Source organism: Actinospica durhamensis, from assembly GCF_018139695.1.
Taxonomy (GTDB): domain Bacteria; phylum Actinomycetota; class Actinomycetes; order Streptomycetales; family Catenulisporaceae; genus Actinospica; species Actinospica durhamensis.
The window spans coordinates 1-23282 of the sequence record NZ_JAGSOG010000130.1 but is presented as its reverse complement, the minus strand read 5'-3'; the positions used below and the strand labels follow the sequence as shown (position 1 = coordinate 23282).

Genomic DNA, 23282 nt, shown 5'->3' with positions numbered 1-23282 from the left:
GATGAGGCCGACGCCGGGGGTGGAGTGGCGGGTGCGCGCGACCCAGGGGTAGACCTTGTTGCCGGGCAGCTGGCCGCCTTCGCCGGGCTTGGCGCCCTGGGCCATCTTGATCTGCAGGTCGTCGGCGTTGGTCAGGTACTCCGAGGTGACGCCGAAGCGTCCGGAGGCGACCTGCTTGATCGCGGAGCGGCGCTTGGGGTCGTGCAGGCGCTCGGGGTCCTCGCCGCCCTCACCGGTGTTGGACTTGGCGCCGATGGAGTTCATCGCGATGGCGAGGGTCTGGTGCGCCTCGAGCGAGATGGACCCGTAGGACATCGCGCCGGTGGAGAAGCGCTTGACGATCTCGCTGACCGGCTCGACCTCCTCGATCGGGATCGGGCCGCGGCCGGCGTTGCCCAGGGCGAACAGGCCGCGCAGCGTCATCAGCCGCTCGGACTGCTCGTTCACCCGCGCCGTGTACTGCTTGAAGATGTCGTAGCGGCGCTCGCGGGTGGAGTGCTGGAGCCGGAAGACGGTCTCCGGGTCGAACAGGTGCGGTTCGCCCTCGCGCCGCCACTGGTACTCGCCGCCGGTCTCGAGCCGGCGGTGCGCGGCCCGGTTGACTCCGCGCGGGTAGGCGCGGGCGTGCCGGGCGGCGACCTCGGCGGCGATCTCGTCCAGGCCGATGCCGCCGAGCTTGGAGGCGACGCCGGTGAAGTAGGTGTCGGTCAGCTCGCGGCTCAGGCCCACGGCCTCGAAGACCTGGGCGCCGCGGTAGGAGGCGACGGTGGAGATGCCCATCTTGGACATCACCTTGAGCACGCCCTTGCCCAGCGCATTGATCAGGTTCTTGATGGCCTTGTCGGAGGACACGGACACGAAGGTGCCGGCGTTGGCCTGGTCCTCGACCGTCTCCATGGCCAGATACGGGTTGACCGCGGCCGCGCCGAAGCCGATCAGCAGCGCGACGTGGTGCACCTCGCGCACGTCGCCCGCCTCGACCACCAGCGAGGTGTGTGTGCGGGTCTTCTCCCGGATCATGTGGTGGTGCACCGAGGAGGTGAGCAGCAGCGAGGGGATCGGGGCCTGCTCGGCGTCGGAGTGCCGGTCGGAGAGCACGATGATGCGCGCGCCGTCCTCGATCGCGGCGGTCACCTCGGCGTTGATGTCGGCCAGCCGCTCGCGCAGCGCGGTGCCGCCGCCGGCGGCACGGTAGAGCCCTGAGACGGTGACCGCCTTCAGGCCCGGCAGGTCGCCGTCGGCGTTGATGTGGATGAGCTTGGCCAGCTGGTCGTTGTCGATGACCGGGAAGGGCAGCTCGACCTGGCGGCACGCGGCCGGCGTGGTGTCGAGCAGGTTGTCCTCGGGACCGATGGTGGTGCTCAGGGAGGTGACCAGCTCCTCCCGGATCGCGTCCAGCGGCGGGTTGGTGACCTGCGCGAACAGCTGGGTGAAGTAGTCGAACAGCAGCCGCGGGCGGCGGGAGAGCACGGCCAGCGGGGTGTCCGAGCCCATGGAGCCGATCGGCTCGTAGCCGGCCTTGGCCATCGGCGCCAGGATGACGCGCAGCTCCTCCTCGGTGTACCCGAAGGTCTGCTGGCGGCGCACCACGGAGGCGTGGGTGTGCACGATGTGCTCGCGCTCGGGCAGCTTGTCGAGGTGGATCAGGCCGGCGTGCAGCCAGTCCTGGTAGGGCACCTCGGCGGCGAGCGAGGACTTGATCTCGTCGTCTTCCACGATGCGGTGCTGGGCGGTGTCGACCAGGAACATCCGGCCGGGCTGGAGCCGGCCCTTGCGCACGACCTTGGCCTGGTCCAGGTCGAGCACGCCGACCTCTGAGGCGAGCACGACAAGGCCGTCCTCGGTGACCCAGTAGCGGGAGGGGCGCAGGCCGTTGCGGTCGAGCACGGCGCCGATGAGGGTGCCGTCGGTGAAGGTGATGGAGGCCGGACCGTCCCAGGGCTCCATCTTGCAGGCGTTGTACTGGTAGAACGCGCGCTTGCGCGGGTCCATCTCGGCGTGGTTCTCCCACGCCTCGGGCACCATCATCAGCACGGCGTGCGGCAGCGACCGGCCGGACAGGTGCAGCAGCTCGAGCACCTCGTCGAAGCAGGCGGAGTCGGAGCCGGACGGGGTGACGATCGGGAAGATGCGCTCGAGCGGGCCGCTGACGGCGTCGGTGGCGAGCTGCGACTCCCGCGCGCGCATCCAGTTCTTGTTGCCCTGGACCGTGTTGATCTCGCCGTTGTGCGCGATGAAGCGGTACGGGTGGGCGAGCGGCCAGGCCGGGAAGGTGTTGGTGGAGAAGCGCGAGTGGATCAGCGCGATGGCGCTGGCGAAGGCCGGGTCGGACAGGTCGGGGAAGAACGGCTCGAGCTGTCCGGTGGTGAGCATGCCCTTGTAGACGATGGTGCGCGCCGACAGGGACGGGAAGTAGGTCTCGGTGCTGTGCTCGACCCGCTTGCGCAGCACGAAGGCGAGCCGGTCCAGGGCGAGGTCGCGCTCGCCCTGGGCGCCGGCCACGAACAGCTGGCGGAAGCGCGGCATCGCGGCGCGGGCGGTGGATCCGAGCAGGTCGGGGGTGGTGGGCACGTCGCGCCAGCCGAGGACTTCGAGGCCCTCTTCGGCGGCGATGACCGTGACGGCGGAGCGGGCGGCGGCCTCGTCCTCGTCGGTGTCCGGGATGAAGGCGAGACCGACGGCGTAGGCGCCCGCGGCGGGCAGTTCGAACGGGACCTGCGCGCGCAGGAAGGCGTCGGGGACCTGGGTCAGGATGCCGGCGCCGTCGCCCGAGTCGGGCTCGGCTCCGGAGGCGCCGCGGTGCTCGAGGTTGCGCAGGGCGGTCAGCGCCTGGTCGACGATCTGGTGGCTCGGCTCGCCGGTGAGGGTGGCGACGAAGGCGACACCGCAGGCGTCCCGTTCGGCGCGCGGGTCATACAGGCCCTGCGCCGCGGGTATCGCGCGCCAGAGTGCGCCTGGGGCTTGGGGGGACGATGAATACACCGGGTCCTCCGTGTCGTCTTGTGGGCCGCAACGTGAATGTGCGCGCACAAGGGACGACTCTGGCCCTGCCGCGGTGAAATCGAAGGTTACACGATGGGTGCGGATTCCGTAATGAGAGCGACATTCGTCTCACTATACGGACTTCGATTCGCTGACCTGCGACGCTCATGCGCTACAGGCTGTTTTCCCCGCGTTGCGCCGCTTTCACTCGTCCGGCTTATGACGGATGTCACAACCGTGTGAACGCAGGCAGGCCGCCTCCTGAACGGAAGCGGCCTGCCTGCGGTGATGCGTACGTGGGCGCATGTGCGGCCCGCCGTACTTGGCGGTCTTTTTACGCGTGTTCCTCGTGCTTCGCCTCGATGTCGGGCTCCGCCGACGCCTGCGCGGGCTCCTCGTCCGGCTCGGGCGCGTCCGAGGCGTCGCCGGAGGGTTCCTCCGGCTGCGCGGACCCGCTCGGCTCCGCGTTCTGCGCGTCCGCCGCGTTCTGCGTGTCCTCGGACTGCTCGGCCGCGGGCGCGCTCGTCTCGGCGGCGGCGTCCTCGGCCTGGCCGGCCGGAGCGTACGGCTTGAAGTGCGGCCAGTACAGCTCCTCCGGCGTCTCCTTGCCCGGACGCCGCCGGCTGGAGATCAGGAAGTAGGCCAGCGCGGCGGCGAAGCACAGGATGGACGCCCAGTCGTTGACGCGCAGTCCCAGGAAGTGGTGTGCGAAGTCGCTGCGCAGGTGCTCGATCCAGCCGCGGCCGAGCGTGTAGCCCATCACGTACAGGGCGAACAGACGGCCGTGTCCGATGGTGAAGCGGCGGTCGGCCCACAGCAGCACCAGGCAGACCATCACATCCCAGATCACCTCGTAGAGGAAGGTGGGCTGGAAGTGGCCGAGCACGGTGGTGGTGCCGGGCACGCCCGAGCACGGGACGGCCTGGCGGATGCCGTTCTGGCTCATGCAGTGGATGGTCAGGCCCCACGGCTTGCTGGTGGGGTCGCCGTAGAGCTCGTTGTTGAACCAGTTGCCCCACCGGCCCATGGCCTGGGCCAGCACGATCCCGGGGGCGACCGAGTCGGCGTAGGCCGGCAGCTTCACCCCGCGGCGGCGCGCGCCGATCCAGGCGCCGAGCCCGCCGAGGGCGATGGCGCCCCAGATGCCCAGGCCGCCGTCCCAGACGTAGAAGACCTTGACCCAGTCCTGGCCGCGCGGGAAGTAGAGCTCCGGATCGGTCACCACGTGGTAGAGCCGGCCGCCGACCAGGCCGAAGGGCACCGCCCAGATCGCGATGTCGGTGATGATGTGCGGCTCGCCGCCCTTGGCCCGCCACCGCCGCTCGCCCAGGACCACCGCGATGGCGATGCCCGCGATGATGCACAGAGCGTAGTAGCGCACGGGCAGCGGCCCGAGCTGGAGCCCCGCTGTGGAGGGGCTCGGCAGATAGGCCAGGGTCGTGGTGTTCATGAAGTCCGGTTCCCGCTACGAGGCGCTCGGCGACGGCGAGGCCGAGGCACTCGCCGAGGTGGTGGAGGTGGTGGAGGGGGACGCGGTCGAGGCGGCGGTGCTCGAGGCGGAAGCCGAGGCCGACGGGGACGGCGACGCGGTGGCCGCCTTGGCCAGCGCGGTGATCTCCGAGGTGAAGGTGGAGGCGCTGAGCGAGGTCACGTCGATCCGGCTGCCGTTGGCGAACACGGTCGGGACGGCGGCGTTCGCGATGCCGTCTATCTTCTCCAGCTCGCGGTAGTTCTGCTTGACCCAGTCGTCGTACTTGCCCGAGGTGACGCAGGACTCGAAGGTGGCCGTGTCCAGGCCGGAGACCTGCGCGGCGTACTTGATCAGGGTGCCGGTGGAGCTGAACGCGTCGGTGCCCTCGGCCGGCTGGGCGGCGTAGAGCACGTCGTGGTAGGCCTCGAAGTCGCCGGCGTCCTGCGCGCAGGCCATGGCGTTGCCGGCGGCCAGTGAGCCGCTGCCGCCGCGGGAGTTGTCCACGTAGTCGACCAGGTGCACCAGCAGTTCGAGCTTGCCGGACGCCACCAGCGCCTTGTACGCGCTCTGGTCCTTGCTCTCGAACGCGCCGCACTCGGCGCAGCGCGCGTCCTCGTACACGGTGAGCTTGACCGGGGCCGAGGCCTCGCCTACCGGGATGGCCATGCCGTCGGCGTTGGAGACCCCGCCGGTGGTGTCGGCCACGGTATTGCTCGGTGCCGTCGGCGTGTAGGTGGGCTGGGCGGCCGCGGTGACGAACACCCCCAGGACGATCGCCAGCAGTACCACTCCGAGGGAGGAGCCGTAGACGGTATTGCGCCGCTTGCGGTCCCGGCGCTGCTCCTGTTCGACCCGCACGAGCGCGGCCCGCTGGCGCGCCAACTCCTTGCCGATCCGATTCGCCCTGCTCATCGCGTGCTCGCTCGCTCCGCTCGTCGTCAGCATCGCGTCGGCGTACCCGACGCCCTCCAGGTCGCGGGCGCCGCGCACCGTACTGCGGCCGACGCCCGCCCCGAATCCTATGCGCGGGACGGGGCGCCGCGGGAGGCCGGGTACGGCTTCTCGGAGAATTCTCGGCAAGGCGTGACCCGGTTGTGACCTTGACGGGGTGCGGGCGCGGTCAGCCGGCCGCGGCGATGGCCTTGTTGAGCGCGTTGGTGAAGTTCGCCTCCTGGGTGGCGGCGGGCTGCGTGGTCAGCTCGAAGCTCTGGCCGTTGATCAGATAGTCGGGCGTGGAGACGCTGCCGCCCTCCTGGGTGGAGAGGGCGTCGTAGTTCTTCTTCACCCACGGCTGGTACTTCCCGGAGTTCACGCAGGCCTCGAAGCTCGCGCTGTCGAGTCCGGGGACCTGTTTCGCGAGCGAGATGAGCGTGCCGGTGGAGGCGTAGGCGTCGTCGGACTCCTCGGGCTGGTTGGCGTACAGCACGTCGTGGTACGCCTTGAACTTCGCGTTCCCGACGTCCTGGGCGCAGCCGGCCGCGCTGCCGGACTGGATCGAGCCGGTGCCCCCGTCGTTGCGGTCGATCAGGTTGACGATGTGGTAGAGCACCTTGATCTTCCCGGCCTGGGCGTCGGCGGTGTAGATCGGGCCGAACATGGACTCCGCCTGCTTGCAGTAGGGGCAGCGGAAGTCCTCGTAGATGGTCAGCGTGGTCTTGGCCGCCGACGAGCCGTACTGCACGGCCAGGCCGTCGGAGACGGTGCCGCTGGGGAAGACCAGCGGGCCGTTGGCGGCGGCGGAGTTGGACTGGCTGTTGCTGTGCTGCACCGCGATGCCGATCCCGATGGCCGCCAGGATGACCACCACCACGATCCCGCCGATCACGAACTGCCGTCTGCGCCGCTTCGCGGCCTGGTCGGCGGCGTACGCGGCCGCGGCTCGATCACGCGCCTTGCCGGTGGGCTTCTTGTCCTGCGGTGCCATGCTCGCCCGACTCTCCGTAGTGCGAATTGCGGATGCGGGCCCATCGTGCCCCAGGTGTCACGCTCAGTGAGCGGATGACACGCGGAGGAGCGGGGTTGAGCGGGAAGAGCGGAAACGCGGCGAAGCCCCGTCCGAGGTGGACGGGGCTTCGCCGGAAGTGTCGGCTGCTACGGCAGCAGGGCCTGGTCGGCGGAGAAGCGCGACTTGGGGCGCCACAGCAGCCAGAGCGCCGGGATCAGGTAGAGCACGTCGCGCAGCACGTCCAGGATGTAGCGGGTCTGGCCGGCGTCGACCGCCGCGCCGGCGCCGCCGCAGCCGCAGGTGATGTGGATGCCGCGGGCGCCGAGCGAGATGATGCCGCCGATGTAGACCAGCAGCAGCACGCCGGACAGCAGCGCCAGCAGGCGGGTGCCGAGGCCGATGATCAGCAGCAGGCCCAGCGCGAGCTCCAGGTAGGGCTGCCCGTAGGCGAACGCGGTGATCAGGCCGCCCGGCAGGATCCGGAAGTTGCGCACGTCCGCGACGTTCTGCGTCGGCGTGGCCAGCTTCGGCAACGCGTAGTACAGCCACATCACGCCCAGCGCTACGCGCGCGACCAGCGAGATCCAGGGCGAGTGGGCGTCCAGGCGGGGGTGCCAGGAGGACGGGGGCTCGGCCTGTACGTCCTGCGCGTCCTTGGTGTTCTTACCGGTCACAGCGCCCTTGGTCGCCATGGCGACGTTCCCTCCTGGATGCCCATCATCGGCTACGGCTCGACGTGTTCGCGCCCGCGATCGCGAATGTCGCACAAACCGTATCTCACCGGCGGCCCTTCCTGACAGCCTCGGCCAGTTCCTCGGCCAGCGCGCGCACCGCGACGAGGCCGGACGCCTCGTCCGGCGCCTCGATCAGGCGGCGCACGAAGGCCGAACCGACGATCACGCCGTCGGCGAACGCGGCCACCTCCGCCGCCTGGACGCCGTTGGAGACGCCGAGGCCCACGCACACCGGTACCTCGGTGTGCTCGCGGGTGCGCGCGACCAGGTCCTTGGCCGAGCCGCTGACCGCGTCGCGGGTGCCGGTCACGCCCATCAGCGAGGCGGCGTAGACGAAGCCGCGGCACACCTCCGTGGTCAGCGCGATCCGCTCGCCGGTAGAGGTCTGGGCGACCAGGAAGACGCGGTCGAGCCCGTGCGCGTCGGCGGCGGCGATCCAGTCGTCCGCCTCCTCCGGGATCAGGTCGGGCAGGATCGTGCCCGCTCCCCCGGCCGCGGCCAGGGCGGCGGCGAAGCGGTCGGTGCCGAACCGCTCGATCGGGTTCCAGTAGGACATGACCAGGGTGGGCGCGCCGGTGGCGGCCGCGCCCTCGACCACGCGCAGCACGTCAAGCGTGGTGATCCCGGCGTCCAGCGCGGCCTGCACGGCCTTCTGGATGACCGGGCCGTCCATCTGCGGGTCCGAATACGGGAGTCCGACCTCGACGATGTCCACGCCGCCCTCGATCATGGCGCGCAGGGCCGCGATCGAGCCGTCCACCGACGGGTAGCCGGCCGGCAGGTAGCCGATCAGCGCGGCGCGGTCCTCGGCCTTGGCCGCCGCGAGTACCTCAGCGAGCTTGCTCACGGCTCAGACCTCCATGCCGAAGTACTGCGCGGCGGTGTGCATGTCCTTGTCGCCGCGACCGGAAAGGTTGACCAGGATGACCGGCTCGCGGCCGAGTTCGGCGCGCAGTCGCGGCGCGATGCGCAGGGCGCCGGCCACGGCGTGGGCCGACTCGATCGCCGGGATGATGCCCTCGGTGCGGCACAGCAGCCGGAAGGCCTCCATCGCCTCGGCGTCGGTGACGGGCTCGTACCGCGCCCGGCCGATGTCGTGCAGGTAGGCGTGCTCGGGGCCCACGCCCGGGTAGTCAAGGCCGGCCGAGATCGAGTGGCTGGGCAGGGTCTGGCCGAACTCGTCCTGCAGGATGTAGGTGCGCGCGCCGTGCAGCACGCCGACCGCGCCGCCGGTGATGGAGGCGGCGTGCAGGCCGGTCTCCACGCCGGAGCCGCCGGCCTCGAAGCCGTACAGGCGCACGGACTCGTCCGGGACGAACGCGTGGAACGCGCCGATCGCGTTCGAGCCGCCGCCCACGCACGCGGCCACCGCGTCCGGCAGGGCGCCGGTGAGCTCGAGCGTCTGCTTGCGCGCCTCGACCCCGATGATCCGGGCGAAGTCGCGCACCATGGACGGGAACGGGTGCGGCCCGGCGGCGGTGCCGAACAGGTAGTTGGTGTGCTCGACGTTGGTCACCCAGTCGCGGATCGCCTCGTTGATGGCGTCCTTGAGCGTGCGCGAGCCCGCGGACACCGGGATCACCTCGGCGCCGAGCATGCGCATCCGGGCCACGTTCAGGGCCTGGCGCCGGGTGTCCTCCTCGCCCATGTAGACCACGCACTCGAGGTCGAACAGGGCGGCGGCGGTGGCCGAGGCGACGCCGTGCTGCCCGGCGCCGGTCTCGGCGATGACCCGCTTCTTGCCCATCCGCCTGGTCAGCAGGGCCTGGCCCAGCACATTGTTGATCTTGTGCGAGCCGGTGTGGTTGAGGTCCTCGCGCTTGAGCAGGATCCGGGCCCCGGCCTGCGCGGAGAGCCGGTGCGCCTCGGTCAGCAGCGAGGGCCGGTTGGCGTAGGTGCGCAGCCAGTGGGTGAGCTCGGCCTGGAAGGCCGGGTCGTTCTTGGACTTGTGGTAGGCCTCGGTCAGCTCGGCCAGCGCGGCCATCAGCGCTTCGGGCATGAACCGCCCGCCGAGCTTGCCGCTCGGGCCGTAGACGGGCTCGCCGTAGTGGCCCGCGGGGTCGGGTTGGGGTGAGACGTGCGCGTACGACGCCGCGAAGAAGGCGTCGGAGAAGGCGGAATCGTCCGTCATCGGACTCGGCTCCTGAGATTGCCGTACGTGAGTAAGGGACAGGCCGGATCCGCGCCGCCGGAAGGGCTACGCGGAGGCGGGCCGCCATCGCCGACCCGCGGGCGCGTGGCGCCACCACGGGCGCCGCCGAGCCGCAGCGCGCGGAGAGGTCGATGTGCTCACGAGGCGATCCTAGACCGTCCTGGACCGAACGGCGTCGGCTGGGTCGTGTCTTCGAAGGTTCGTCGGGGCCGCGACGCCTGCCACGCACGCTCGCGGCGTTGCCGGACCGCTTACAGACGACCGAGTATGCGCACGGCCCGGCGCCTTGCGAGCGCACGCGTCAGACGCCGCGGCCCGACCCGACGCCCCTTTGAAGACACTCCCTAGCGTCCCCGGCGCATGGCCGGGTGCGCCCCGGCGGCCACCAGGTCGGCCACGCACGAGCGCGGGTCGCGGCCGGTGACCAGGGACTCGCCGACCAGCACCGCGTCGGCGCCGGCGTTCGCGTAGGCGATCAGGTCGTGCGGGCCGCGCACGCCGGACTCGGCCACGCGCACCACCGAGTCGGGGATGCGGGGGGCGAGCCGGGCGAAGGTGTCCCGGTCGACCTGGAGGGTCTTGAGGTCGCGCGCGTTGACGCCGATGATCTTGGCTCCGGCGTCCAGGGCGCGGTCGATCTCCTCTTCGTCGTGCACCTCGACCAGCGGGGTCAGGCCGATCGACTCGGCCCGCTCGATCAGCGAGATGAGCGCGTCCTGGCCGAGCGCGGCCACGATCAGCAGGGCGAGGTCGGCGCCGTAGGCGCGGGCCTCCCACAGCTGGTAGCTGGAGACGATGAAGTCCTTGCGCAGCAGCGGGATGTCCACCCGGGTGCGCACGTCCTTGAGGTCCTGCAGCGAGCCGCCGAAACGGCGCTGCTCGGTCAGGACGCTGATGACGCTGGCGCCGCCGAGCTCGTAGTCCGCGGCCAGCGCGGCCGGATCGGCGATCGCGGCCAGCGCGCCCTTGGACGGGCTCGAGCGCTTGACCTCGGCGATCACCGCGACGCCCTCGCCGCGCAGGGCACGCACGCCGTCCTTGGCCGACGGCTGCGTCCGGGCGCGGGTCTTGAGCTCGTCGAGCGAGGTCACGGCCTGGCGATCAGCCAGGTCGGCGCGGACACCCTCGATGATCTCCTCGAGCACGTTCACCCTGGTACCGTCCCCTCGATAGGCACGCCCACACACGGCGCCGTCTTGCCCTGCCATGCTATCGGCCCGACGCGGTGGGTGCTGCCAAGATCCACATCACGGAACGCGCCCGGCCGATTCCGGCCGGGCGCGAGCGGGACTCAGACGGCGCGGGCGGCCGCGCGGGCCGCCTTGGCCTGCGCCTTGGCGGCGGCCCAGTCGCGGTTGGACTTCGGGCCCATGCCGGCGCCGTTCAGGGCGACGTTCACCACGATGGCGACGATCTGCAGGATGCCGCCGATCACGACCACGGCCCAGATGTGGAACGGGAAGGCGACACCGCCGACCAGCCAGCCCAGGCCGGAGATGAGGCAGGCCCAGGTGCGGGCCGGGCAGTGCCCGTGGTCCACGTGCGCCTCCTCGGCCGTGCCGAGAGCGGAGGCGCCCATCATGGCCATGCCGGCCCCGGCGGCCTTCGCCAACGGCGACGGGCCCTTGGCCGCCGCTGCCTGAGTCTCCTCCGCCTGAGGCTCGTCGATCACCTGTGACATGGTTACTGAACTCCTACAAGTGGAAGATATGACCGCGCTTGCGCGCCGCCTCCATTGTTCCGCATCACGCTACGTGGCCGAAATCCGGGGCCGGTCAGGAGACGCAGATCACCAGAAGTGGCTGCGGAGCGTACATGCGACGCTACGTCAGGTCGTTTCCGCGACCCTGCGCGTCCCAGATGTCACGGGCCGTCACGGCGCGCTCGCGCGCAGCCTCGACCGCGGCCTCGGCGGAGACGGCCGGGGTCTCGTAGCGGCCGCCGAGCCCGGACCAGCCGCGCCCGCGCACCAGCGTGTAGAGCCCGGCGAGGCACAGCACGACGCCGCCGAGGATGGTCAGGTAGGGCCACACGTTGTTGCTGACGTGGCTGATCACCGCGTCCGAGCCGAGGCCCTGGCTGCCGGCCGAGGTGCGCAGCGCGGAGTCGAGCGAGTGGAGGCGGTCGGCCACCGCGTACACGCTGCCGGCCCCGGCCAGCGCGAGCAGCGCCCCGACCAGGTGGCGCCCGACGTTGCGCACCGCGAGCAGCGCCACCGAGCCGGCCAGGCCGGCCAGGCCGAGCGCGTAGGGCACGCCGGTCAGCTGCGAGCCGGAGGCGCTGACCTTGAAGGTGATCGGGTCGGTCACCTCGCCGGTGGCCCAGCCGCGGCCGATGGTCAGCAGGATGACGCCGGAGCCCACCGCGGCCAGCAGGGCGGCGGTGAACTTGGCCCGGGCGGCGCGCCGGGCCGGACGCACCCGGGCCTGCTCGGTGACCGTCGCGGCGGGCTCGGACGCGGGCGCGGTGCCCGGGGCGGGCGCGGCGGTGCCGGTCGGCGCGGACTGTGCTGCTGATGCCATGGGGTCCATCCTCGCAAACCCGGCTCAAGCCGCTGCGGGCGGGTCAGCCGAACCCGCGCTACCCGGCGGCGCGCAGCGTCCCGGCCGCGGCGACGGCGCGCAGCACGGCCATGGCCTTGTTGCGGCACTCGGCGTCCTCGGATTCGGGCACCGAGTCGGCCACGATGCCCGCGCCCGCCTGCACGTAGGCCACCTTGTCGCGCAGCAGCGCGGTGCGGATGGCGATCGCGGTGTCGCTGTTGCCGGCGAAGTCCAGGTAGCCGACGCAGCCCCCGTACACGCCGCGGCGGGTGGGTTCGAGCTCGTCGATGATCTGCAGCGCGCGCGGCTTGGGCGCGCCGGAGAGCGTGCCGGCCGGGAACGCGGCGAGCAGCACGTCCAGCGCGGTGCGCTCCGGCGCGATCCGGCCGACCACGGTGGAGACCAGGTGCATCACGTGGCTGTAGCGCTCCACCGCCATGAATTCGAGCACGTCGACGCTGCCCGGCTCGCTGATCCGGCCGAGGTCGTTGCGGCCGAGGTCGACCAGCATCAGGTGCTCGGCCCGCTCCTTCGGGTCGGCCAGCAGCTCCTCGGCCAGCGCGGTGTCCTGCTCCGGGGTGGCGCCGCGCGGCCGGGTGCCGGCGATCGGGTGCAGCATCGCCTCGCCGTCGGTCACCTTCACCAGCGCCTCGGGCGAGGAGCCGACCACGTCGAAGGCCGCCTGCGCGCCGCCCGCGCCGTCCGCGGCGGGGAAGCGGAACAGGTACATGTAAGGGCTCGGATTCGTTGCGCGGAGCACCCGGTAGACGTCGAGGGCGCTGGCCTCGGTGGCCATCTCGAAGCGCTGGGAGAGCACGATCTGGAAGGCCTCGCCCGCCCGGATCTGCTCCTTGGCCGCGTCCACCGCGGCCCGGTAGTCCTCGCCGGTGCGGTTGCCGGTGAACTCGGGCACCACCTCGAGCCGCACCGTGGACGGCGGCAGCCGGTCCGGCCGGGCCAGGTCCGCGGCCATCGCGTCGAGCCGGGCGACGGCGCCGTGGTAGGCCGCGTCCACGCCGTCCGGGGTGCCGTTGAGGTTGATCGCGTTGGCGATCAGGGTGACCGTGCCGTCGGTGTGGTCGAGCACGGCCAGGTCGGCGGCGAGCAGCATGGTCAGCTCGGGCAGGTTCAGATCGTCCTTCGCGTGCCCGCCCACCCGCTCCAGCCGCCGGACCGTGTCGTAGCCCAGGTAGCCGACGAATCCGCCGGTCAGCGGCGGCAGGTCGGCCCGGTCCCGGTCGTGCGGGGTGCGCAGCAGCTCGAGCGTGGCCCGCAGCACCTCCAGCGGCGCGCCCTCGGTCGGCGCCCCGGCGGGCGGGGTGCCGATCCAGCGGGCCGCGCCGTCCCGCTCGCTCAGCGCCAGCTCGCTGCGCACCCCGACGAAGGAGTAGCGCGACCACACGCCGTGCTCGGCCGACTCGAGCAGGAAGGTGCCGGGCCGCTCGGCCGCGAGCTTGCGGTAGAGCCCGACCGGGGTCTCGCCGTCGGCCAGGAAGCGCCGGGTGACCGGGATGACCCTGCGCGTATCGGCCAGGGCCCGGAAGGCGGGCAGATCGGGGGTGGTGGCACCGGTCGTCATGGCTGCCATTCTGGCAGCCCGGCCTGCGGCTCGGAGCCGGTGTCCAGCCGGTGAGGGCGGCGGACACCGGCGCAGGTCGGCGGCGCCGCGCGGCGTGCGCGCAGGGCGTCGGGGAAGGCGGCGGGGCGGCGGCTCAGCCGTCGCCGAGCGGCAGTTCCCGGCCCTCGAAGCAGGTGCGCGTGCCGGTGTGGCAGGCCGGTCCGGACTGGTCCACCTTGACCAGGACCGTGTCGCCGTCGCAGTCCAGCGCGACCGACTTGACCGCCTGGAAGTTGCCCGAGGTCGCGCCCTTGACCCAGTACTCGGCGCGGCTGCGGGACCAGTAGGTGGCCCGTCCCGTGGTCAGCGTGCGGCGCAGCGCCTCGTCGTCCATCCAGGCCAGCATGAGGACCTCGCCGGTGTCGTACTGCTGCACGACGGCGGGCACGAGCCCCTGGGCGTTTCGTCTCAACTGCGCTGCAATCGCCGGATCCAAAGCCGGAGTACCGGGCGTCGTGTCATCCATGTGCCCTATTGTCGCGCTCGGACGATCACGTGCGGGCCCCGCCGGGCCGCACGGCAGGGCGCGAGCAGGAGGAACCCGGATATGAGCAGGCACGACGCGGCCTGGTCGAAGCTGCGCGCGGGTCTGCTCGCGACGGCGCCGGCCTGGCTGCTCGGGCATCTGGTCGTGCTGCTGGTGTGCTGGTGGATCAGCCCGGGCGACGCGACCGCTCCGCTCTACTCCTGGGACACGCACTGGTATCTGGCCGAGGCGGACGGGATGGCGCACGGCGGGACGGTGTTCACCGACCAGACCGGGGTCGGCGGCCTCGCCCACTTCTTCCCGCTGACCTCGCTGGCCACGGCCGGGCTGACCGTGGTCACGCGGCTGCCCACGGCCTTCGTGCTGTTCGCGTTCTGCTGGGCGATGGCGCTGCTGTTCGGCGCGCTGGTCTACCTGATCGCGCTGAGCGAGACCGGGGACGTGGCCACGGCGCGGCGCTCGGCCTGGCTCAGCCAGCTGGCGCCGGGCGCATACGTGCTGGTCATAGGGTATACCGAGCCGCTGGCCGGGGTGCTGGCCGCGGCCTACTTCCTGGCCGTGCGGCGCGGGCGCACGCCCTGGGCGCTGCTGTTCGGCGCGCTGGCCGGAATCTCCCGGCCCACCGGCGTCGTGCTCGCGCTGCCGGGCGCGATCGAGGCGATCCGCCGGGCGCACCGCGCCGGGTGGGGTGCGCGCGAGGTGGTGGAGGGCGTGGCGCGCTCGCTCGCGCCGGTGGTCGGGCTCGGCTTCTATCTCCTGTACTGCCAGGTGCACTTCGGCGACTGGGTCCTGCCGTACGCGCAGCAGGTGACCAGCGGCAACCGCGGCTCGGTGGCGCAGAACCCGCTCACGACCATCCAGACCCTGGTTCAGTACGGCCACGCCTACTACGCCCGCGACATCCTGATCGCGTCGCTGGTCTGCGCCGCCCTCGGCCTCGCGGGCGTGCTCGCGTGCTTCTTCAGGCTGCCGGTCTCGTACGCGGCGTGGACCGCGGTGATGTTCTGGCTGAGCATCACCTCGCCCTGGTTCACCTCTGAGCCGCGCTACCTCGCCGCGCTCTTCCCCGCGCTGATCGGCCTCGCGGCGCTGGCGCGCCGGTGGTGGCAGTGGTATCCGCTGCTCGCGGTGAACGTGGGCATGATGGTCTGGGTGGCCTGGCTCGCGCTGGCCTGGCACCAGGTGGCCTGAGCCCCCGTCAACTCCGTGGCCACCGGGCACGCCGCGCCTGCGCTACCGCCCCACCGCCGTGCGCGCCCAGGAGGCGTAGAGCCCGGCGTAGATGCCGCCGCGGGCGACGAGGTCCTGGTGCGGGCCGCGCTCGACCAGCTCGCCGGCGTCGAACACGAACACCTCGTCCGCGGCCTGCGCGGTGGACAGGCGGTGCGCGATCGAGACCGTGGTGCGGCCGCGGGTCAGCGCCTCGAGGGCGCGGGCGATGCGCTGCTCGGTGGCCGGGTCCACGGCCGAGGTGGCCTCGTCCAGCAGTAGCAGGTCCGGGTCCGCGACGTACGCGCGGGCCAGGGCGACGAGCTGGCGCTCACCGGCCGAGAGCGACTCGCCGCGCTGGCCGACCGCGGTGGCCACGCCGTGGGGCTGTCCGGCCAGCCAGTCGCCGAGCCCGAGCGCCTCGAAGGCCGCGGCCGCGGCCGCGTCGTCGGCCCCGGGGGCGCCGTAGCGTACGTTGTCGGCGAGCGTCCCCTCGAACAGGAAGCCGTCCTGAGGGACCATCACCACGCGGCTGCGCAGCTGCTCGAACCGGATCCGCCGGGCGTCCACGCCGCCGATCAGCACCCTGCCGTCCGCCGGGTCCATCAGCCGGGTGAGCAGCTTGGCGAAGGTGGTCTTGCCCGAGCCGGTCTCGCCCACCACCGCGATCCGCGAGCGCGCCGGGATCAGGGCGTCCACGTCGTGCAGCACCCGCGCGCCGCCCGGGTAGGCGAAGGCGACGTGCTCGAAGCGCACGTCCAGCGGCCCGGCCGGCAGGTCCTGCCCCGCTTCGCCCGGGTCGGGCACGTCCGGCACCGCTTCGAGCAGGCCGATGACGCGGCGCCAGCCGGAGATCGCGTTCTGCGCCTCGTTGAGCACCTCCACGCCCCACTGCACCGGGGTGATGAACAGCGAGACGAGGAAGAGCATGGCCACCAGCTGACCCGCGGTCAGGTGCCCGCCGACGCCGAGCAGGGTGCCGACCACGATGACGCCGGCGTTCGCCAGCCCGGCCGCGATCTCGCCCGCGCTGAAGGTGCTCACCACGATCTTCTGCGCCCGGATCTGGGCGCGGCGGGTGCCCTCGATGGACGCGTTCATCCGCTCGGCCATCCGGCCCTCGATGCCGTACGCGCGCACCACCGGAGCGCCCACCAGCGTCTCGCTGACCGCGCCGAGCATGTGCCCGATCGCCCCGCGCACCGCGCTGTAGCGCTTGCCGGTGGCCTTCTGCACGATCCGCATGGTCAGGAACAGCGGCAGGAAGCAGACCCAGATCAGGATCGTGAGCTGCCAGGAGTAGACCGCCATCACGATCGTGGCCAGGCCCATCTGCGCGATGCTCACCACCAGGGTGAGCCCGCCCTCCTGGATGAAGTTGGTGATGGTGTCCACATCGGAGGTGACCCGGGAGACCAGCGAGCCGCGCTGCTCGGCCTGCTGGTGCGCCACCGACAGGTCGTGCACGTGCCGGAAGGCCTTGATCCGCAGCCCGGCCAGGCCCGCCTCGCTGGCCCGGTAGAGCCGCCGGCTCATCGCGGTGGCCGAGATCATGGTGGTCACCACGGCGCAGGCCGCGATCAGCACCATGTGTTCGACCTCGGTGACGTCCACCTTGCCGGAGGCGGCGCCGAAGCCCTTGTCCATGGCCTGCTGCACCGCCACCGGGATGACGATGCGTCCGGTGGTGGCGATCAGCGCGAGCAGCACCGTGACGCCGATGCCGCGGGTGAACTCCGGTGAAAGGCGCAGTCCGCTGCGCACGATCTGCAGCGGCCCGCCGGAGGCCTCGCCGACGATCGGGGCCTCGGGCGCGGTGGCGGCCGGCTGCCCGGCCTGCTCCCGCGACGGCTCGGTGCCCTGTTCGAGCTCTTCGACGGTGGCGGTCACGCGGCGACCTCCTCGGCCTGGTTGCGGACGTGCGGCGCGGGGATGACGGCCGCCTGCGCGGCGTCGGCCTGGGCATCGGCCTCGGAGGCCGCTTCGGCTTCGGCCTCCTCGGCCGCCTTGGCGTACGCGGTGAGCAGATCCCGGTAGCCGGGGCTGGATGTGAGTAGTTCCTCGTGGGTGCCGCGGGCGCCGATCGCGCCGTCCTCGAGGAAGAGCACCTCGTCCGCGAGCGCGACGGTGGCCTTGCGGTAGGCGATCACGACGACGGTGGCGCCGGGCTCGGCCCCGTCCGCCGCGGGCGGGCCGCCCTGTTCGCGCAGCCCGTCCAGGATCGCCGCCTCCACGCTCGGGTCCACCGCCGAGGTGCAGTCGTCCAGCACCAGCAGCCGGGGGCGGCGCACCAGCGCGCGGGCCAGGGCGAGGCGCTGGCGCTGGCCGCCGGACAGGGTCGTGCCGCGCTCGCCGATGACGGTGTCGAGTCCGGCAGGCAGGGCCCTGACGAAGCGCTCGGCCTGCGCGGTGCGCAGCGCGGCCCAGACCGCCTCGTCGGACAGCTCGGCGCCGAGGATCACGTTGGCGCGCACGGTGTCGCCGAAGATGAAGGTCTGCTGCGGGACGAGCGCCACCGCGTCGGAGATCGCGCCCTTGGCGTAGTCCCCGAGCACAGTGCCGTCCAGGCGTATCGCGCCGCCGGTCGGGTCGGCCAGCCGGGCCAGCAGCGCGGCGAGGGTGGACTTGCCCGCGCCGGTCGCGCCGACCAGGGCGACGGTGCGTCCGGGCGCGACCGAAGCGCTCAGCCCGCGCAGCACCGGGGCGCCCTCGGCGCCGGGGTAGGCGAACTCGACCCGGTCGAACTCGAGCGCGGCCGCGCCCTGCCGGTGCCGCTCGGCGCGGACGGCGCCGTAGTCGGTGTGGTCCTCGGCGGCCAGCACCGCGGCCACCCGCTCGTAGCCCACCACGGCCCGGGGCAGGTCGCCCAGGACCCAGCCGATGGCCTGGATCGGGAAGGCCAGCAGGGTGATCAGGTACGCGATGTTGACCACGTCGCCGGGCCTGGCGTGCCCCGCGGCGACCTGCTGGGTGCCGAAGAGCAGCACGGCCAGCACGCCGAGGTTCGGCAGCGCCTCGAGCGCCGGGGTGAACATGCTCCGGGCCCGTCCGGCCGCGACGTTGGCATCGCGCAGCTCCCGGGTGCGCACGGCGAAGCGCTCGGTCTCCGCGGCCTCGCGCCCGAGCGTCTTGACCACGAGCGCGCCGTCGAAGGACTCGTGCGCGACCTCGGCCACGTGCGCGCGCAGCTCCTGGGCGCGGGCGAAGCGGGGTCCGGAGTAGCGGACGTAGACGGTGTTGGTGGCGATGACGGCGGGGAAGAGCAGCACGCCGACCAGCGCGAGCACCGAGTTGGTCAGGAACATGTCGACCACGGCCATGATCAGCATCACGATCACGCCCAGGGACATGGGCATCGGCGCGACCGGCATGAAGGACATCTCCACGTCCGAGTTCGCGTTCGACAGCAGCCGCCCGGTGGGCCGCTGCTGATGCCAGCTCAGCGGCAGCCGGAGGTAGGCGGCGGTCACCTCCCGCCGGAAGCGCGCCTGCATCCGGAACTGCAGGACGCCCGCGAGCAGCCGGCGGCCGAAGATGCCGAGCACCTTGGCCACGGCCACCGCCACGATCAGCAGCCCGCCGGCCGCGAGCGTGCCGGCGGAGGTGTGGTGCGTGTCGAAGGCCGGGAGCACGACGTGGTTGGTGGCCCAGCCCACGGCCCAGGCCGCGCCGACGGTCATGCTGCCGTAGAGCGCGCTGCCCAGCAGCGCCCCGGCAAACACCCGCTTCTCCGTGCGCACCGCCAGTCCGAGCACCCACAACCCGCGGCGGGTCGGGGACGCGTGGACGGGATACGGGCGCGGCATGGCGGGTCCCCCTCGTGACGGGCGCGGATCGCTCCGCGTATGGATGGGTGCAGGTGCCACGGCGCGCGGCACGGCCGGCCGGTGGCAGGCGGCCGCCCGACCCTATCGGCCAACGTCACCCGCGTATAGGGGAATTCCCCCCTTGCGATCCTTACGTTATCGCGTGATGGCTCAGACGGTCAGCAGTCGATACGCTGTGCGCATGACCGGATTCGCAGCGCGGGAACGGCAGGCCTTGGCCGAGACTCTGGCCACGATCGGGCCGGACGCCCCAACCCTGTGCACGGGCTGGCACACCGACGATCTGGTGGCGCACCTGGTTCTGCGCGAGGGCAGGCCGGACGCCGCGGCCGGGATCCTGGCCAAGCCGCTGGCCGGTTGGACCCGGCGGGTCCAGGACCGCAGCAAGGACCGGGTGCCGTATCCGAGCCTGGTCGAGCGCTTCCGCTCCGGACCCCCGGCCTGGTCTCCGACCCGGGTCGGCGCGGTGGACGAGGCGGCGAACACGCTGGAGTTCTTCGTGCACCACGAGGACGTGCGCCGGGCCGCCCCGGAGTGGGAGCCGCGCAAGTTCGAGCAGGATCACGACGACGAGCTGTGGCGGCGGCTGCGCTCGAGCGTGAAGCTGATGTTCCGTCGGGTCCCGGTGGGCGTGACGCTGGTGCGCACGCCGAACCAGCAGACGGTGGTGGCCAAGCCGGCCACGCCGCTGATGGTCACCGTCTCCGGCACGGCCGGGGAACTGGTGCTGTTCTGCTTCGGGCGCAAGGACGCCGCGCGGGTGGAGCTGAGCGGAGACGAGTCCGCGCTCACCCGGCTCAGGTCGGCACCGCTCGGGATCTGACCGGCCGACGGGCTCCGCGCCGCCCGCGATCCGGCGCGCTCCGACACTTCTGACGCCGGGTCGGGGACGGGGTGATCGCACCCCGTCCCCGACCCGTGCGCGTGTCTGCGATTGCTACGCCAGGGCCGCCGGCAGCAGCGCCGCCGGAGCGTCCTGGTAGACCACCGGCACCAGCCAGCGCCGGATCGCCGCGGCGCCCACCGAGGTGTGCGCAGGCGCGGTGGTGGCCGGGAACGGGCCGCCGTGGTGCTGCGCGTGCGTGACCGCGACGCCGGTTGGCCAGCCGTTGAACACGATCCGTCCGGCCACCCGCTCGAGTTCGGGCAGCAGCTCGCGGGCCCCCGCCACATCGTCCTCGTCGGCGGTGTCGAGGTGGATCGTCGCGGTCAGGTGTCCCTCGCCCAGACTGCCGAGCTGCAGCAGGTGGTACGGCTCGAGCCCGGCACCGCGCTGGTAGGTCACGACGAGTCCGACCGGGCCGAAGTGCTCCTCGCGCAGCGCCTGCGCGTGCTCGCGGAAGTCCTCCGCGCTCACCGCGTACACCGCGGGCGTGGGCGCCCACGGGCCCTCGCCCGGCTTGCCCTCGGCCAGCAGCCGCACGCCCGGCACGGTCGCGAGCTGCTCGGCCCCGGCCACCAGGCCGGAGTGGATGCGCTCGGCCAGCATCGGCGCGCCGACCGTGCCGGAGACCGCCGCGGCCACCGCGTCGAGCAGGGCCGGGTCCTCGGGCACGAAGATGATCCCGGGGTTGGTGCAGAACTGGCCGGAGCCGAGGGTGAGCGATCCGGCGTACCCGGCGGCGATCTCGTCCCGGCGGGCGGCGGCCGCGCCGGGCAGCACCACGACCGGGTTGACCGAGCCGAGCTCGCCGTAGAACGGGATCGGGTTCGGCCGCTCGGCGCACAGCTTGGCCAGTGCGAGCCCGCCCCGGGTGGAGCCGGTGAATCCGACCCCGGCGATGCCCGGGTGCTGCACCAGCCGCACCCCGGCCGCGAAGCCGAAGACGAGTTCGAACACGCCTTCCGGCGCCCCGGCCCCGGCAAGGGCCTGCTTGACCAGTTCGGCCGTGCGCAGCGAGGTGTGCGGGTGCGCCTCGTGCGCCTTGACGATCACCGGGCAGCCGGCCGCGAGCGCCGAGGCGGTGTCGCCGCCCGCCACCGAGAAGGCGAAGGGGAAGTTGGAGGCGGCGAACACGGCGACCGGACCGATGGGCCGGTTGATCCGGCGCAGGTCGGGCCGCGCCCCGTCGGCGGGCTCGACCACCGTGTCCTGATACCCGCCGTTGCCCAGCACCCCGGCGAACAGCCGCAGCTGCCCGGTGGTGCGGGCCACCTCGCCGGTCAGCCGGGCCGAGCCGAGCGCGGTCTCCCGGTCGGCCAGCGCGACCAGTTCGTCGGTGTGCGCGTCGAGCGCGTCGGCGACGGCCGCGAGGGCGGCGGCCCGGTCGAACCGGGTCCACTGCGCGAAGGCGGCGTGGGCGAAGGTGACGGCCCGGTCCACGGCGGCGGGTGCGGTGGCCGGCACCGGCTCGCCGGCCGGCCGGCCGGTGCGCGGGTCGTAGCCCTGGATGATCTCGTCCGCGACGGTCATGGGTGCCTCACAGATTCTCAGCGTCGAGGGAGGGAAGGGTGAAGGGACCGCCGAGATGGGCGAACACGGGGTCCTGCGGGTCGAGCGGGCCGAGTTCGGCGGTGAGCTTCTCGGCGTAGGCCTCGGCGTCGTCGAGCGGCTCGTAGCCCAGCGCCCGCGCGCCCTCGAGCGAGACCCAGTTGCCGCGGGTGTTCGCGGAGACGCCGTAGACGATGCGCAGACCCGGATCCGGCACGGTGAGACAGGCCTCGAACAGCCGGCCCGCGTCGTCCGGCGAGAGCCAGGTGGACAGGGCGCGCAGGTTGGTCGGCTCGGGGAAGCAGCTGAGTATCCGGACGCAGATCACGTCCATGCCGTAGCGGTGGGCGTAGAGCGCGCCGAGCCCTTCGCCGGCGACCTTGCTGACGCCGTAGTAGGTGTCCGGCAGAGGCGTGACGTGTTCCGGCAGCGGGTAGTCGGCCGGAGTGTGGAAGCCGACGGCGTGGTTCGAGGAGGCGAACACGACCCGCGGCACCCCGGCGCGGCGGGCGGCCTCGAAGACGGTGTAGGTGCCGTTGATGTTGACCTCGAGGATGCGCTCCCAGGGCGCCTCGGTGGCCTGGCCGCCGAGGTGCACGACCGCCTCCACGCCGCGGCAGGCCTCGGTCATGGCGTCGAGGTCGGTGACCGAGGCGCGCACCGCCTCCTCCCCCGCCTCCGGGGTGAGCTCGGCCAGGTCGAGCAGCCGCAGGGTGCGCCCGGGCCGGGCGAGCCGGGGGCGCAGCAGCGTCCCCACGCCGCCGGCCGCGCCGGTGATCAGGATGGTGGACAAGGGTTCTCCTTCCGAGTCGGCTCAGCCGGTGCGCAGGATCGCGCTCAGTTCCTTGGCGTGCCGCACGATCGACTCAAGCACCAGGGCCGCGTGCTCGCCGTCGTCGAGCCGCACCGAGGGCACCGAGCAGCTGATGGCGTCGGTGGCCGGGCTCTTGGAGTCGAGCGCCACGGCGAAGCAGCCGAGTCCGGCGGTGTTCTCCCCGCGCTCGACCGCGTACCCCCGCTCGCGCGTCTCTGCGAGGTCGGCGAACAGGTCCTTGCGGCTGGTCAGCGTGCGCGGGGTGAGGGCGAGGAGCTGCTCCGGCAGCAGGTCGTCGACCTGCGCGTCGGTGCGCTCGGCCAGCAGCGCCTTGCCGAGCGAGGTGGCGTGCGCGGGCAGCCGCCGCCCGACCCGGGAGGTCAGGCGCAGCTGGTGCGCGGACTCCCGGCTGGCGAGGTAGACGACGTCGGCCCCGTCGAGCCGGGCGAGGTGCACGGTCTCGTTGACCTCGGCGCGCAGCTCCTCGAGCACGCGGGTGGCCGCCCGGATCACCGGGTCGCGGTCGAGGTAGGAGGTACCGACCAGCAGGGCCCGAACGCCGATGGAGTAGCCGGTGCCGCGCCGGTCCGTCTCCACCCAGCCGCGCGCGACCAGCGTGCGCAGCAGGACGAACAGGCTCGACTTCGGGTAGGACAGCTCGCGCTGGATCTCGCTGAGCGTCAGCGGCTCCCCGGTGCGCGAGAGCAGTTCCAGCAGCTCCACGGTCCGGTCGGCCGACTTCACCGCGGCCGGGGCCGCGGCGTCGGAGGCCCGGGCGGCGGGAGCCTGGCGAGCCTGGGATTCGGAGGCCATGAGGTCCCTTTCCGCCGGGCGCGGGCCTTCACCCGCGCGCATCGAGGCCATCGTGCCAGGGCCCCGATCTGTTCACAAGTGCGACCAGTGTTCAGAATACGGAATGAGGACGGGGTCCCGGCGTGGTCCGCGGCGTTCCCTTGACGGTCGATCTTTCCCGTTCTAGGGTGCCGGTATTCAGATTACTGCACAATGTTCATGGTGATGAACACCGAAGCCTCACCACCCGCCCCGCCGAAGGGATCCGCCCCCGTGC

19 protein-coding genes are annotated in these 23282 nt (G+C 72.5%); 2 read left to right on the top strand and 17 right to left on the bottom strand.

Annotated features, from left to right (window positions below; translation table 11 throughout):
- The 12 genes from KDL01_RS23235 to hisI all read right to left on the bottom strand — a co-directional run.
- Positions 1-2982, bottom strand: a 2982-nt coding sequence (locus KDL01_RS23235) for a glutamate synthase central domain-containing protein (RefSeq protein ID WP_307846528.1), incomplete at its 3' end; no start/stop codon positions are given.
- 334 nt (positions 2983-3316) lie between these two features.
- Positions 3317-4432 carry a prolipoprotein diacylglyceryl transferase gene (gene lgt / locus KDL01_RS23230; RefSeq protein ID WP_212530692.1) on the bottom strand — a complete coding sequence of 372 codons (1116 nt, stop codon included), beginning with the start codon at positions 4430-4432 and terminating at the stop codon, positions 3317-3319.
- Between the two features lie 15 nt (positions 4433-4447).
- Entirely contained in the window at positions 4448-5365 is a 918-nt protein-coding gene (locus tag KDL01_RS23225) for a DsbA family protein (protein WP_212530691.1), read from the bottom strand.
- Positions 5366-5573: 208 nt separating this feature from the next.
- On the bottom strand, positions 5574-6377 hold the full coding sequence (locus KDL01_RS23220; protein WP_212530690.1) for a DsbA family protein: 804 nt from the start codon (positions 6375-6377) through the stop codon (positions 5574-5576).
- Positions 6378-6544: 167 nt separating this feature from the next.
- Entirely contained in the window at positions 6545-7090 is a 546-nt protein-coding gene (locus tag KDL01_RS23215; protein WP_212530689.1) for a MauE/DoxX family redox-associated membrane protein, read from the bottom strand.
- Between the two features lie 85 nt (positions 7091-7175).
- Positions 7176-7979 carry a tryptophan synthase subunit alpha gene (gene trpA, locus KDL01_RS23210; protein ID WP_212530688.1) on the bottom strand — a complete coding sequence of 268 codons (804 nt, stop codon included), beginning with the start codon at positions 7977-7979 and terminating at the stop codon, positions 7176-7178.
- 3 nt (positions 7980-7982) lie between these two features.
- Positions 7983-9263, bottom strand: a complete 1281-nt coding sequence (trpB, locus tag KDL01_RS23205) for a tryptophan synthase subunit beta (RefSeq protein WP_212530687.1) — start codon at positions 9261-9263, stop codon at positions 7983-7985.
- A 365-nt stretch (positions 9264-9628) separates the two neighbouring features.
- On the bottom strand, positions 9629-10435 hold the full coding sequence (gene trpC, locus KDL01_RS23200; RefSeq protein WP_212530686.1) for an indole-3-glycerol phosphate synthase TrpC: 807 nt from the start codon (positions 10433-10435) through the stop codon (positions 9629-9631).
- 140 nt (positions 10436-10575) lie between these two features.
- Positions 10576-10965 carry a hypothetical protein gene (locus KDL01_RS23195; RefSeq protein WP_212530685.1) on the bottom strand — a complete coding sequence of 130 codons (390 nt, stop codon included), beginning with the start codon at positions 10963-10965 and terminating at the stop codon, positions 10576-10578.
- Positions 10966-11107: 142 nt separating this feature from the next.
- Positions 11108-11806 carry a TIGR02234 family membrane protein gene (locus KDL01_RS23190; protein WP_212530684.1) on the bottom strand — a complete coding sequence of 233 codons (699 nt, stop codon included), beginning with the start codon at positions 11804-11806 and terminating at the stop codon, positions 11108-11110.
- Positions 11807-11864: 58 nt separating this feature from the next.
- Positions 11865-13406, bottom strand: a complete 1542-nt coding sequence (locus KDL01_RS23185; protein ID WP_212530683.1) for an anthranilate synthase component I — start codon at positions 13404-13406, stop codon at positions 11865-11867.
- Between the two features lie 133 nt (positions 13407-13539).
- On the bottom strand, positions 13540-13911 hold the full coding sequence (gene hisI, locus KDL01_RS23180; RefSeq protein ID WP_212530682.1) for a phosphoribosyl-AMP cyclohydrolase: 372 nt from the start codon (positions 13909-13911) through the stop codon (positions 13540-13542).
- An 81-nt stretch (positions 13912-13992) separates the two neighbouring features.
- On the opposite strand from hisI, the gene KDL01_RS23175 reads away from it, so the two are divergent.
- A complete protein-coding gene (locus KDL01_RS23175) occupies positions 13993-15123 on the top strand; it encodes a hypothetical protein (RefSeq protein ID WP_212530681.1) in 1131 nt (376 codons plus the stop codon).
- 42 nt (positions 15124-15165) lie between these two features.
- Here the strand turns inward: KDL01_RS23175 and KDL01_RS23170 are convergent, their stop codons facing one another.
- Entirely contained in the window at positions 15166-17031 is a 1866-nt protein-coding gene (locus KDL01_RS23170) for an ABC transporter ATP-binding protein (RefSeq protein ID WP_212530680.1), read from the bottom strand.
- The gene (locus KDL01_RS23165) at positions 17028-18947 is read right to left on the bottom strand and encodes an ABC transporter ATP-binding protein (protein ID WP_246576853.1); all 1920 of its coding nucleotides are present in this window, start codon (positions 18945-18947) and stop codon (positions 17028-17030) included. Before KDL01_RS23165 ends, KDL01_RS23170 begins: the two co-directional genes overlap by 4 nt.
- 202 nt (positions 18948-19149) lie before the next feature.
- Between KDL01_RS23165 and KDL01_RS23160 the strand changes: the two genes are divergently transcribed.
- On the top strand, positions 19150-19791 hold the full coding sequence (locus KDL01_RS23160; RefSeq protein WP_212530679.1) for a TIGR03085 family metal-binding protein: 642 nt from the start codon (positions 19150-19152) through the stop codon (positions 19789-19791).
- Between the two features lie 114 nt (positions 19792-19905).
- On the opposite strand, the gene KDL01_RS23155 is transcribed toward KDL01_RS23160, so the two are convergent.
- Genes KDL01_RS23155 through KDL01_RS23145 form a run of 3 tightly spaced genes read right to left on the bottom strand, consistent with a single transcriptional unit; the run spans position 19906 to position 23026 of the window.
- Positions 19906-21381: an aldehyde dehydrogenase (NADP(+)) gene (locus KDL01_RS23155; protein ID WP_212530678.1), complete on the bottom strand. Its 1476-nt coding sequence runs from the start codon at positions 21379-21381 to the stop codon at positions 19906-19908.
- Positions 21382-21388: 7 nt separating this feature from the next.
- A complete protein-coding gene (locus KDL01_RS23150; protein WP_212530677.1) occupies positions 21389-22192 on the bottom strand; it encodes an NAD-dependent epimerase/dehydratase family protein in 804 nt (267 codons plus the stop codon).
- Positions 22193-22213: 21 nt separating this feature from the next.
- The gene (locus KDL01_RS23145) at positions 22214-23026 is read right to left on the bottom strand and encodes an IclR family transcriptional regulator (protein ID WP_212530676.1); all 813 of its coding nucleotides are present in this window, start codon (positions 23024-23026) and stop codon (positions 22214-22216) included.
- Positions 23027-23282: the final 256 nt, after the last annotated feature.

Excerpts from the sequence above, each read along its gene's own strand:
- KDL01_RS23160 (WP_212530679.1), top strand. The coding sequence starts at position 19,150 with ATGACCGGATTCGCAGCGCGGGAACGGCAGGCCTTGGCCGAGACTCTG.
- KDL01_RS23225 (WP_212530691.1), bottom strand. The coding sequence starts at position 5,365 with ATGAGCAGGGCGAATCGGATCGGCAAGGAGTTGGCGCGCCAGCGGGCC.
- hisI (WP_212530682.1), bottom strand. The coding sequence starts at position 13,911 with ATGGATGACACGACGCCCGGTACTCCGGCTTTGGATCCGGCGATTGCA.
- KDL01_RS23185 (WP_212530683.1), bottom strand. The coding sequence starts at position 13,406 with ATGACGACCGGTGCCACCACCCCCGATCTGCCCGCCTTCCGGGCCCTG.
- KDL01_RS23220 (WP_212530690.1), bottom strand. The coding sequence starts at position 6,377 with ATGGCACCGCAGGACAAGAAGCCCACCGGCAAGGCGCGTGATCGAGCC.
- KDL01_RS23215 (WP_212530689.1), bottom strand. The coding sequence starts at position 7,090 with ATGGCGACCAAGGGCGCTGTGACCGGTAAGAACACCAAGGACGCGCAG.
- KDL01_RS23145 (WP_212530676.1), bottom strand. The coding sequence starts at position 23,026 with ATGGCCTCCGAATCCCAGGCTCGCCAGGCTCCCGCCGCCCGGGCCTCC.
- lgt (WP_212530692.1), bottom strand. The coding sequence starts at position 4,432 with ATGAACACCACGACCCTGGCCTATCTGCCGAGCCCCTCCACAGCGGGG.
- KDL01_RS23175 (WP_212530681.1), top strand. The coding sequence starts at position 13,993 with ATGAGCAGGCACGACGCGGCCTGGTCGAAGCTGCGCGCGGGTCTGCTC.
- KDL01_RS23155 (WP_212530678.1), bottom strand. The coding sequence starts at position 21,381 with ATGACCGTCGCGGACGAGATCATCCAGGGCTACGACCCGCGCACCGGC.
- KDL01_RS23190 (WP_212530684.1), bottom strand. The coding sequence starts at position 11,806 with ATGGCATCAGCAGCACAGTCCGCGCCGACCGGCACCGCCGCGCCCGCC.
- trpB (WP_212530687.1), bottom strand. The coding sequence starts at position 9,263 with ATGACGGACGATTCCGCCTTCTCCGACGCCTTCTTCGCGGCGTCGTAC.
- KDL01_RS23165 (WP_246576853.1), bottom strand. The coding sequence starts at position 18,947 with ATGCCGCGCCCGTATCCCGTCCACGCGTCCCCGACCCGCCGCGGGTTG.
- KDL01_RS23195 (WP_212530685.1), bottom strand. The coding sequence starts at position 10,965 with ATGTCACAGGTGATCGACGAGCCTCAGGCGGAGGAGACTCAGGCAGCG.